Here is a 12036-nt window from a genome sequence, read left to right as displayed (position 1 = left end):
TTAAACACTCCTTATTCTGCCTGAGCGGCTGTTTGTCTTTTAATTTTTTCCACCACAGGGCCGTCACTACCGTCGGAGACAACGGTGCGTTCGGCAGTTTCCATCATGGCAGCATCCATCTCTGTGTCATCAGCGGCTTTATCGCGACCGGCCTGCTGTTTCTCTTCGTAGCGGGCCTGACCTTCAATGCAGGCATCGGCAACGCGGCTGGCAAACAACCGGATGGAACGAATGGCATCATCATTACCCGGGATCACATAATCGATATCATCGGGATCACAATTGGTATCCACCACAGCCACAATGGGAATGCCAAGACGTTTACCTTCGCGCACGGCAATGGCTTCATTTTTGGGGTCAATGATGAAAATGGCTCCGGGGACACCCTTCATGTTGCTGATGCCGCCTATATCATTTTCCAGCTTGGCCCGTTCTTTCCCCATTTTAACCCGCTCTTTTTTGGGATATTCTTCAATGCGGCCATCCATTTCAATGGTATTGAGAAACTCCAGACGACTGATGTTCTTTTTAATGGTCTGGAAATTGGTGAGCATGCCACCCAGCCATCGGTTCTGGACATAATAGGTTTCTGCCCGATTGGCCTCTTCGTAGATGGATTCACGGGCCTGTTTTTTGGTTCCCACAAACAGCACCTGTTTACCTTCGGCGGTGATGTCACTGATAAAATCAACAGCGGTTTTAAACATCTTCACCGTCTGTTGCAGATCAATGATATAGATACCGTTTCTGGCACCAAAAATATATTTTTTCATTTTTGGGTTCCAGCGCCGTGTCTGGTGCCCAAAATGAACGCCTGCTTCCAGCAGCTCACGTATTGAAATATCTACCATTTTGTTTCTCCATTCATCTTTATTGTTTTGCCACCACCCCTGTCATTCCCGGAACAGACCGTCCCACAAAGGACGGCACCCCATGCCGGGTCCAAGGGTGTGAGTTGTTATCCAAGACGCACAAACAGCGCCCGGACATAAATCCAAACTGCTATATCAAAATCAGTTTTTTTTATCAATTCTTTTTTTTATTTTCACCACCCGGTGGTGCCCGGCCTCGTCCCGGATGGACTCAAAACCGTCATAAACCGCCAATTCATTCACCAGGGCCTCAACAGCAGTTTTTTGATCAAAACCGGTTTCCATGAGAATAATACCGCCATGGGCAAGGTGGGCCGGAGCCCGGGAAAGGATATGTTCAATGCAGTCCAGCCCGCTCATCCCGCCGTCAAGGGCCAGTCTGGGCTCATAATCTTGTATTTCCGGGGCAAGGGATTCAATATCCCGGGTGGGAATATAGGGGGGATTTGACACGATGAGATCAAAGACGGTCCCGGGGGCAAAGGGATCAAACCAAGAACCTGATACCACAGAAAGGTCTTTGTCACATCCAAGCCTGCGGGCATTTTCAAGGGTGTTTTCAGCAGCAGCGGGGGACACATCCACGGCAACATATTCATTGTCCGGCATGGCCCGGGCAAGGGAAACAATAACAGCGCCGGAGCCCGGCCCCAGCTCCAAAATTTTTAACGGTCTTTGTGTTTGACTTTGACGTCGCTGTGTCATTTCAGACAATGCAGCTTCCACCAGGGTTTCTGTGTCCGGCCGGGGGATGAGCACATGGGGTGACACTGCCACCTCAATGTCCCAGAATCCTTTTTTCCCGGTGATGTATGCCACAGGCTCCCGCTGCACCCGCCGCTGAATAAGGGCTTTATAGCGTGCCAGCTCATCTGAATGCAAGGGGCGGTCAAACTCCATGTAAAGGGCCATGCGATCCATTTCAAGACAATGACACATGAGCATTTCTGCGGTGAGCCTGGGACTGTCCAGCCCCTTGTTCTTAAAGTAAGTTGCCGTCCACGCCACAGTATCAAGCAGTGTCCACACCTGCTGGCCCTTTGGTGCCATGAAATTTACTGAGACTCCTTCATCAACTCGGCCTGGTGATGGGTGGTAAGCTCGTCAATGATCTCCTGGATATCCCCGGCCATGATCTGATCCAGCCGATACAGGGTAAGCCCGATGCGATGATCAGTCATGCGGCCCTGGGGATAGTTGTAGGTGCGAATCCGACCGCTTCGATCACCGGTGCCCACCTGCCCTTTACGTTCGGCAGCTCTTTTTTCTTCCTGCTCCCGCACCATGGCATCCAGAATACGCGCCTTGAGCACCTTCATGGCCTGGATCTTATTTTTAATCTGGGACTTTTCATCCTGACAGGTGGCAATAATGCCCGTGGGAAGATGGGTCAGACGCACCGCAGAATCCGTGGTATTAACAGACTGCCCCCCGGGCCCCGAGGCCCTGAACACATCCACTTTTACATCACTGGGATTGAGATCCAGTTCCACATCCTGGGCTTCGGGCAACACAGCCACAGTGACCGCAGAGGTATGAACCCGGCCCTGGGCTTCGGTTTCCGGAACCCGCTGCACCCGATGAATGCCGCTTTCAAATTTAAAGCTGCTGTAAGCGCCCTTTCCCCGGACCATGCACACCACTTCTTTGAAACCGCCTGCATGGGCCATGCTGCTGTCAATAATTTCAACGGTCCAATTTCTGGACTCGGAAAACCGGGAATACATGCGAAAAAGATCCGCAGCAAAAAGCCCGGCCTCTTCTCCACCGGTGCCTGCACGTATTTCCAGAATTACATTTTTATCATCCCGGGGGTCCTTGGGAATCAACAAAATTTTTATCTCTTTTTCAAGGGCCTCAACCGCCTGGGTAAGAGACGCAACCTCTTCCCTGGCCATCTCCTGAATTTCCAGGTCCTCATCCTTGAGCATCTCACGGGCATCGGAAAGCTCTTCACGAACCCCCTTATATTCACGAAAAGCCGTGACCACCCGGGTCAACTCCCCATGCTCCTTAAGGCATTTTTGATACCGAACCTGATCCCCGATCACATCAGGATCACTCAGGAGCTGCTCCAATTTTATAAAATGCTCTTCAATACCCTGTAATTTATTTATCATGGCCCTTAAACTCGAAAGGGGAAATCAGGCAAAGCCCTGATTTCCCACTTTAATTTAATTTAACAAAACTATTTTTTTGATGCAGCCACGGCATCAAAGCCCGCATATTTTTTCCGGAAACGGTCAATACGTCCCGCTGTATCCACAAGCTTTTGTTTGCCGGTGAAAAAAGGATGACAGGCGGCACATATTTCCACCCTGATGTTCTCCTTGGTGGACCCCACCTCCAGGACATTGCCGCAGGCGCAGGAAGCCGTTGTTTTCTTATATTCCGGATGTATATCTTTCTTCATCTTTACCACTCCTTAAATATTTTTTATAAAAAACACCCGTCAACCTGACGGATCTTCTTACTTTGTTGTGGACAAACCAAGCCAAAACAAGGTCCGTCCATGGCGGTTATATTTATGCTTTTCCCGTATTTTACGAGTTCATTGAATCAAGAAATTCTTTATTATCCTCTGTTCCTTCCATTTTTTCAAGTAAAAAAGTCATACTGTCCACAGAATTTAAACTGGAAAGTAATTTTCGCAGTATCCACACCCGGTTCAGAGTGGCGGCATCCAAAAGCAATTCTTCCTTGCGGGTACCGGACTTATTGATATTAATGGCCGGAAAAATCCGCCGGTCCGCCAGCTTGCGGTCCAGCACCAGTTCCATGTTACCTGTTCCCTTGAACTCTTCAAAAATAACTTCATCCATGCGACTGCCCGTGTCAATGAGGGCCGTTGCAATGATGGTCAAACTCCCCCCCTCTTCAATATTTCTGGCAGCCCCGAAAAAGCGCTTGGGACGATCCAGAGCATTGGAGTCCACCCCGCCGGACAAAATCTTCCCCGACGGGGGCATCACAGAGTTGTAGGCCCTGGCAAGCCTTGTGATACTGTCAAGCAGAATAACCACATCATGACCCTGTTCCACAATGCGCTTGGCCTTTTCAATAACCATTTCCGCCACCTGAACATGACGCTCGGCAGGCTCATCAAAGGTGGAGCTGATCACCTCTGCATCCACAGACCGGGCCATATCCGTCACCTCTTCGGGCCGCTCATCAATGAGCAGAATCATGGGCACAATGTGCTCATGGGCTGCAATCATACTGTTGGCAATATTTTTCAAGAGCATGGTTTTACCGGATCTGGGGGGGGACACAATCAGGCCACGCTGACCAAAACCGATGGGTGACATCAGATCAATGATGCGGGTGGGATAGTTATCCGGCTGACACGCAAGGTTCATTTTTCGATCCGGATAAAGAGGGGTCAAATTATCAAACAAAATGGTTTCAGCGGCAAGTTCGGGATTTTCAAAATTCACCGCTTCCACTTTGAGCAAGGCAAAGTAACGTTCTGAATCCTTGGGCTGGCGCACCTGACCGGAAATGGTATCGCCGGTCCTGAGATTAAACCGTCGTATCTGGGAAGGAGAAACATAAATATCGTCAGGGCCGGGCAGGTAATTGTAATCGGGCGCCCTTAAAAAGCCAAAACCGTCGGGAAGAATCTCAAGGGTACCCTCTCCATAAATTTGGCCACTTTCCTCAATGGCTGCCTGGAGAAGCGCAAAAATAAGCTCCTGTTTTTTTACACCGCCCACCCCTGTGATATTGTACTTTTTGGCAAGCTTGGTCAGCTCACTCATCTTCATCCGCTTTAACTCTTCAAGATTCATGGAAACATACCCCGTAAAATTGTTTTATCATACTTCTCCCCCTGAATATTCTCCCGGACCAGACCCAACCTTGATAAAAAAGCAACACGCCATCCTGAACGCACCCTCCGGCACAATACTTATTAAAATAAATTATGACAAACACCCCAAAATCAAAGACAATTATTGTTTTGATGCAATTTTACACTATAACCGCCACGGGCGGACCGTATCCTGATCCGGCTCTGCCCACAGCAAAGTGTTGAAATACGCCCCCCCCGATTGGCGGAGCATTTCATATAAACAACAAAGCTTTATCCCTGCCATCACATCAATAACAGTATCCAGTTTTTTTGACAGACCAAGAGTGTATCCGGAAAAGCCTGAAAAACAGGGGCAGGTAAAATCAGATGGGTGTATAAATCGAAATGGTTTAATTGGCATGGGTGATATGCTGCTGAAGCAATCTGTTTCCAGAAAATAAATGACGTCTATATTTTTTTTCAGACACGCTTGCAGTGTAACAGACAAAAGCCACTGAGAGAACCATGTCAAAGCGTGTTGATACTCGCTGTCCAACTGACACGAAATAGTGATGCTGACGGCAGGAAGCATTTGGTGCAAAAAGTCCATACATTTTACAGGCGCACAGTTTATGTAAAAGACCGCATGCGAAAATATTATGAACCGTATCGCTACATGATGTAAACCCCTTTTAATCCAATGTCAAGCAAAAGCGTCCCAAGGGATAAAAATAAAAAACCCGCCCACCGGGCAGATCCTTTAATGCGACTTTAAAATTTCTTTTTTCAATACCCCAAAGCTTGACATTCATCAATCACTTTTATACTTAAGGGGTGCAGTTTTTAACATAACAAAATCGACGAATCGGGGCGTCATCCCCTTTATTTAATAGTACCATTAACCATCAATCCCAAAAGGAGCATTCCATGAACATCATTTTTTTTGGACCCAACGGCAGTGGCAAAGGTACCCAGGGCTCAATTCTCAAGGACAAATACAACATCGCCCACATCGAATCCGGTGCCATCTTCCGGGAAAACATCAAGGGCGGTACCGAGCTTGGCAAACAGGCCAAGGCCTACATTGACAAAGGCGACCTGGTCCCCGATGAAATCACCATCCCCATGGTGCTTGATCGACTAAAACAAGATGACTGCAAAAACGGATGGCTCCTGGACGGTTTCCCCCGCAACAAGGTGCAGGCAGAAAAACTGGATGCATCCCTTAAAGAAGCCGGCATGAAACTGGACTATGTCATTGAAATGCTCCTGGACCGACAAATTGCCAAAGACCGCATCATGGGTCGCAGACTGTGTGAAACAGACAACAACCACCCCAACAACATCTTCATTGATGCCATTAAACCCGACGGAGACAAATGCCGGGTGTGCGGCGGAAATCTGATCAAACGGGCAGACGATCAAGACGAAGCAGCCATAGACAAAAGACACTCCATTTACTACAACGATGTGGACGGCACATTGGCATCTGCCTACCATTTCCGTGATCTGGCAGCCAAGGATGACAGTGTCAAATACTTCACCCTCCAGGGAGAGAAGGATCTGAAATCTGTCACAGAAGAACTGATTTCAAAACTGTAATTCTTCTTTAATTTTACTGCACCTTTTACACTGCAATTCTGATCTTGCCCCACAACACGGCCCATGGCCGTGGACTTTTCAAGTCAGGACCGGAATTGCAGGGTTATTTTATTTTTTACTTGATCATACCGTTTAACAGTGCTATAGATTAAGGGTTATAAAAAAATAAACCATCGACATTTATGATGGGCAAGAAAGGGGCGATGCAGTTGAAGGATATCACAGTCAAGGTCATTGACAATGACGTTGAAAGAGCCATGAAAATTCTGAAGAAAAAAATCCAGAACGATGGTCTTTTTAAACGTCTGAAAATGAAAAAAAACTTTGAAAAGCCGAGTCAGTACAGACGACGCAAGATGAGAGAAGCCATGAGAAGACAAAGAATAGCCGCTTCTCGAAGAAAATAGTGACATAGACTCATACATCTTGCTCAGGTTTATAAAAACCCGACTGAAAGCCGGATTCAACCGGCCGCTTCAGCCGGGTTTTTATCCTGATGGCCACTAAACGCCCCCGGGGGAAGCATGGAAAAATTATCATACGAGCAGTGTCTGGAAGAGTTGTTTGCATTGGGACGGTTTGGCATAAAGCTGGAGCTGGATACCGTGGCAGGCATCCTGGAACGACTGGGATCTCCAGAAAAAACTTTTAATGCCGTACACATCGCCGGCACCAACGGCAAGGGCTCCATAGCATCCACCGTTGCCAGCATATTGCAGACCGCCGGCGTTACCACCGGGCTTTACACCTCTCCCCATCTGATTAAATTCAATGAACGTTTTATCATAAACGGGGTCCAGGTATCTGATGATGAAATCGTTGATGCCTACATGGCTGTCAAGGCTGTGGACACCGGAGAGCGAAAAGCCACCTATTTCGAACTGACCACCACCATGGCCTTTTATCTATTTGCCCAAAAAAAAGTCCAGTGGGCTGTCATTGAAACAGGCATGGGGGGCAGACTGGATGCCACCAACATATTAAACCCGGCCCTTTGCCTCATCACCAATCTCTCCATTGAGCACACCGATTATCTGGGAAACACCCTGGAAGAAATTGCCGCTGAAAAGGCTGGAATCATCAAACAGGAAGTCCCGGTGATCACCGGAGTTTCCCAACCCCGGGCTCTTGCTGTCATAAAGGATACCGCCCAAAAAAAAGACGCCCCCCTTTACACCATGGGAGAATCCTTTTCCACAAAGGCCATCATCCACAGTCCATCCGCACCCTTTGATTATCAGGGAATCGGTCTTACCCTCAAAGACCTTGAGACACCCCTTCCCGGTGCCCACCAGATCCAGAACGCAGCTCTGGCCCTGGCAGCCTGCGAACTTCTATCCAAATCCGGCCCCACCAATCCCCGGCCCCCGGTCATCACCCCTGAAACCATACGAAAGGGACTGCTGGCCACCCGATGGCCCGGTCGCCTGGAGTATATACTCAATGAACCCCATGTGATTCTGGACGGTGCACATAATCTTCACTCTGCAGAAAACCTGGGCCGTTTTTTAAGGGAAGAGGGAAAACCCTCCCACCTCACCCTGGTGCTGGGTATTCTGGATGACAAACCCTATGAAAAAATGCTGCAATTTCTTGTTCCCACAGCGGACCGCATCATATTCACCCGGCCAAAAATCAATCGCAACCTTGATCCTGCCGTTCTTCAAAGGGCTTCAAAAGAGTTCACCCGGGTGGAAACAACCATCATTGATGATGTGGGGGAAGCGGCTGTTCACGCCATAGAAACAGCCCCTTCAACCGGCACTGTCTGCATTGCAGGCTCCCTTTATGTGGTGGGCGAAGCCAGATCCTGTATTTTAAAAAAATATATCAAATAAAAAATTGATTTTTCATAAAAAGAGGATTATAAGAAAGGATATGCGCTCGTAGCCCAGTGGATAAGGCGTCAGCCTCCGAAGCTGAAGATCGCTGGTTCGATTCCAGCCGGGCGCACCATCAAACATCATGCAATCCCCACTTTCCATTGCCATTGTCAGTTATCGCAGTAATCCCCATTGCGGGGGCCAGGGCGTTTATATCAGAAATCTTGGCCGTGCATTGTCCGACCTTGGACACCGGGTGGAGGTAATTGCTGGCCCCCCGGACCCTCAACTGACACCGGGCCCCCTCCTGACCAAACTTGACACCCTGGATCTTTACAATCCAGACGACCTTTTCAGAACCCCAAAACCGGACGAACTCAAAGACCCCATTAATTTAATGGAATGGCTGGGGGTTTCCACCATGGGATACCCAGAGCCCCTGACCTTTGGCATGCGGACCAAAAGATATCTCAAGGGACGCATGGACAGATACGACATTATCCATGACAACCAGTGCCTGGCCTATGGTATTCTGGATCTTTCCCGGAAAATGCCCGTCACCGCCACCATCCATCACCCCATGACCGTGGACCGGCGCATTGCTGTTCAATCCACCCGCTCTTTTTACAAAAAAGTGCAGCAACTTCGGTGGTATTCCTTCATTGGCATGCAAAAATTTGTGGCCCGGCGTCTTCCCCGGATTATCACAGTGTCCCGCTCCTCCCGGGATGACATTGCCCTGGAATTTAATATACCCAAAGACAATTTTTCCACCATTCCCATTGGCATTGACACGGAGCTGTTTCACCCTGTGGACACAGTAAAACCTGTGCCCCACCGCATCATTGTCACCAACAGTGCAGACACCCCCCTGAAGGGACTTTATTACCTCATCCATGCCGTAAAACAGGTGGCAGATATCAGACCTGTGGAGCTGGTGGTGGTGGGAACCCCCAAAAAGAACGGTATCATTGAAAAATTGATCCACACCCTTGATCTCAAGCGTCATGTGCGCTTCACCGGCAGGCTTGATCATGGGGAGTTTCTCCTTGAATATACAAAGGCCGGTCTTGCCGTGGTACCCTCCCTTTACGAAGGATTCGGCCTGCCCGTGGGGGAGGCCATGGCGTGTGGACTTCCTGTTATCTGCACCACCGGAGGGGCATTGCCCGAGGTGGCCGGCGATGCCGCAAAACTTGTCCCCCCCGGGAACGCCGATGCACTGGCCCTGGCCATCCTGGAACTCCTGGAGGATAAACAGCAGCGGGAAAAACTGGCCCGGGCAGGATACCGGCGCATCATGACAGAATTCACATGGGAAAAAACCGCCGTAAAAACCGTTGAAACTTACAGGGACGTGATCCGTGATTACCGTTGATTTTAAGCGACTGGCCCCGAAATCCGGGGATAAGATACTGGACATGGGGTGTGGAGAGGGAAGACACACTGCCAAGGCATCTGAATTTCCCGGCACCCTTTGTGTGGGGTCGGACATGAGCCACCGGGACCTTGTAACAGCAGGAGAAAAATTAACGCTTCACCACCGGCTGGTCCCCGGCCCGGGTGGGCACTGGACCCTGGCCCGGTCGGACATTGGCAAATTGCCCTTTAAAAACAATAGTTTCAACCTGGTGATCTGCTCAGAAGTGATGGAGCACATCAAAAAGGAACAAACCGCACTCCGGGAACTTGTCCGGGTATTAAAACCCGGGGGGAAATTGGTTATCACCGTTCCCAGACGCTGGCCGGAAAAAATATGCTGGCACCTGTCCCCCCAATACAGCAGCACCCCCGGTGGACATATTCGCATTTATCATTGCACCCGACTGGAGAAAAAAATAAACGCCCTGGGCATGATTTCCATGGGAAAACACCATGCCCATGCCCTTCACACCCTTTACTGGTGGCTCAAATGCCTGGTGGGCATCAATCGCACAGATTCAACCCCGGTCAATGCATACCACCGTCTGCTGGTGTGGGATCTCATGGAAAAGCCAACCATTACACGGCTGGCAGAACAACTTCTCAACCCTTTCATGGGAAAAAGTACAGCCCTTTATTTCAAAAAACCGTGAAAAAATCAAAAACAGGATATCGGTGAATAAGATCATACCGAAATGTGCAGAACTTTTATTCGTATTCACAGCGGGTTGCTCCATGCATAGTCATAGTGTTTCTATGCATGGAAAGGTTTGGAGAAATACAAAAAGACAAGCAGGCCGGTATGTTCTTTGACACAAACAGCCATAGGCAACCGCCTGGATCACACCTCAATAATAATGGGCAAAATCACGGGACGCCGTCGGATGGTGAAAAAGAAATATTGTTTCAGGGCCTTTTGAAGCCGGGTTCTTAAAATTTCCACCCGGGAATCAGAGCCTGCCTCCACCTCCTCCACAATTTCCAATATCACGCACTGGGCATCATCCACCAGATAACCGGTCTCTGCGCCAAACACAAACCCCTTGGAGATGAGCTCCGGACCATACAGTACAATTCCCGTCTCTTCATCAATGATCATGGACACCACCACCAGACCGTCTTCAGACAGATTTCGCCGCTCCTTTAAAACACTGCGGCCCACATCCCCAATGCCCTTGCCGTCAATGAGCACCCGACCTGTGTTCACGGTTCCGGCAATTCTGCCCCCGGTGCTGTCAAAGGAGATCACCTTTCCATTTTCCGCCAGAAGAACATTGGACCGGGGAAGGCCCAAACCTTCTGCCAGACGGGCATGGGTGACCAGGTGACGATACTCCCCATGGATGGGAATAAAATAGCGCGGTTTGGTCAATTTAATCATCAACTTTAACTCTTCCTGGCAGGCATGGCCGGACACATGCACCTGGGCCACTTTGTCGTATACCACCTGGGCCCCCCGGCGGTAGAGATTGTTGATAATATTGGAAATGGCTTTTTCATTGCCGGGAATGGATTTGGAGGAGAGAATCACGCTGTCCCCTTTTTTGATGTTCACCTGCTTGTGAAATCCCGTTGCCATGCGGGAAAGGGCAGACATGGGCTCCCCCTGGCTTCCGGTGGTGATGATCACCACATCGGTATCTTTGCAGGAGTTGATCTTTTTAACATCCAGGCACATGTTATCGGGGTATTTAAGATAGCCAAGCTCCCGGGCCACTGCCACAGTCTGCTCTATACTTCGGCCGTTAAATACAATCTTTCGATGGTGTTGCAGGGCAATATTGATAATCTGTTGAATTCGAAATACATTGGAGGCAAACAGGGCCACAATCACCCGCCCCTCACTTTCTGCCACAATCTTATTGATGGACTCGCTCACCTTCTGGTCTGAATCGGTGTAGCCTTCGCGTTCCACATTGGTGGAGTCAGAGAACAATGCCAGCACCCCTTCATCTCCCAGGCGGGAAAATCTTGAAATATCAGTGACATTACACTCTTCCATGCAATGATTTATTCTGAAATCCCCTGTGTGGACAATCATCCCCTCCGGGGTATTGATGGCCAGCCCGACCCCGTCCACGGTGCTGTGACTCACCCGGATAAACTCAATGTCAAAGGGACCAAGTGTGATGCTTCCACCGGGGAATACCTGATTGAGCTCTGCATTGCCCAGGGAGTCAAAATCCCTGAACTTATTTTTCACCACACTGAGGGTAAAGGCTGTACCATACACAGGTATGAGCCTATCCCTTAACAGGTACGCCACTGCACCGATGTGATCCTCATGGGCATGGGTCAGGATAATCCCCTTGACCTTATCTCTATTTTCCCGGACATACTCCATTTCGGGAATAACAATATCCACGCCCAGCATATAATCCTCGGGGAACATGAGCCCCGCATCAATAATGATAATGGTATCATCGTATTCCACCACCATCATGTTCAGACCAATTTCACCCAGTCCGCCCAACGGTATAACTTTCAACATTTGTGTTTTCTCCTGAAAGAGGTGTTCACCCCT

11 protein-coding genes and 1 tRNA gene are annotated in these 12036 nt (G+C 49.2%); 6 read left to right on the top strand and 6 right to left on the bottom strand.

Going from position 1 to position 12036, the window contains the following annotated elements; all coding sequences use genetic code 11:
- Positions 1-11: 11 nt before the first annotated feature.
- From rpsB to rho, 5 genes are all read right to left on the bottom strand, one after another.
- Complete coding sequence (rpsB, locus tag B9A32_RS10025) at positions 12-851, bottom strand: 30S ribosomal protein S2 (protein WP_084068973.1); 840 nt, start codon at positions 849-851, stop codon at positions 12-14.
- A gap of 162 nt (positions 852-1013) precedes the next feature.
- Positions 1014-1922 (bottom strand): peptide chain release factor N(5)-glutamine methyltransferase, encoded by a 909-nt coding sequence (gene prmC / locus B9A32_RS10020; protein WP_084068970.1) that lies wholly within the window; start codon positions 1920-1922, stop codon positions 1014-1016.
- Between the two features lie 5 nt (positions 1923-1927).
- Positions 1928-2992 (bottom strand): peptide chain release factor 1, encoded by a 1065-nt coding sequence (prfA, locus tag B9A32_RS10015; protein ID WP_084068968.1) that lies wholly within the window; start codon positions 2990-2992, stop codon positions 1928-1930.
- A 68-nt stretch (positions 2993-3060) separates the two neighbouring features.
- The gene (rpmE, locus tag B9A32_RS10010; protein WP_084068965.1) at positions 3061-3285 is read right to left on the bottom strand and encodes a 50S ribosomal protein L31; all 225 of its coding nucleotides are present in this window, start codon (positions 3283-3285) and stop codon (positions 3061-3063) included.
- Positions 3286-3415: 130 nt separating this feature from the next.
- Positions 3416-4663 (bottom strand): transcription termination factor Rho, encoded by a 1248-nt coding sequence (gene rho, locus B9A32_RS10005; RefSeq protein WP_084068962.1) that lies wholly within the window; start codon positions 4661-4663, stop codon positions 3416-3418.
- Between the two features lie 929 nt (positions 4664-5592).
- Between rho and B9A32_RS09990 the strand changes: the two genes are divergently transcribed.
- From B9A32_RS09990 to B9A32_RS09965, 6 genes are all read left to right on the top strand, one after another.
- Positions 5593-6267 (top strand): adenylate kinase, encoded by a 675-nt coding sequence (locus B9A32_RS09990; protein WP_084068955.1) that lies wholly within the window; start codon positions 5593-5595, stop codon positions 6265-6267.
- Positions 6268-6470: 203 nt separating this feature from the next.
- Positions 6471-6674: a 30S ribosomal protein S21 gene (rpsU, locus tag B9A32_RS09985; RefSeq protein WP_332308504.1), complete on the top strand. Its 204-nt coding sequence runs from the start codon at positions 6471-6473 to the stop codon at positions 6672-6674.
- Between the two features lie 117 nt (positions 6675-6791).
- Positions 6792-8105, top strand: coding sequence for a bifunctional folylpolyglutamate synthase/dihydrofolate synthase (locus B9A32_RS09980; protein ID WP_084068952.1), 1314 nt, complete (start codon positions 6792-6794; stop codon positions 8103-8105).
- 42 nt (positions 8106-8147) lie between these two features.
- Positions 8148-8223, top strand: a tRNA-Arg gene (locus B9A32_RS09975).
- A 9-nt stretch (positions 8224-8232) separates the two neighbouring features.
- Positions 8233-9468 (top strand): glycosyltransferase family 4 protein, encoded by a 1236-nt coding sequence (locus tag B9A32_RS09970; protein WP_084068949.1) that lies wholly within the window; start codon positions 8233-8235, stop codon positions 9466-9468.
- On the top strand, positions 9455-10165 hold the full coding sequence (locus B9A32_RS09965) for a class I SAM-dependent methyltransferase (protein ID WP_084068946.1): 711 nt from the start codon (positions 9455-9457) through the stop codon (positions 10163-10165). Before B9A32_RS09970 ends, B9A32_RS09965 begins: the two co-directional genes overlap by 14 nt.
- 188 nt (positions 10166-10353) lie before the next feature.
- Here the strand turns inward: B9A32_RS09965 and B9A32_RS09960 are convergent, their stop codons facing one another.
- Positions 10354-12003, bottom strand: coding sequence for a ribonuclease J (locus B9A32_RS09960; protein ID WP_084068944.1), 1650 nt, complete (start codon positions 12001-12003; stop codon positions 10354-10356).
- Positions 12004-12036: the final 33 nt, after the last annotated feature.

The organism is Desulfocicer vacuolatum DSM 3385 (assembly GCF_900176365.1).
Classification (GTDB): domain Bacteria; phylum Desulfobacterota; class Desulfobacteria; order Desulfobacterales; family Desulfobacteraceae; genus Desulfocicer; species Desulfocicer vacuolatum.
The sequence above is the reverse complement of the archived record's forward strand: the minus strand, read 5'-3'. Positions and strand labels throughout refer to the sequence as shown.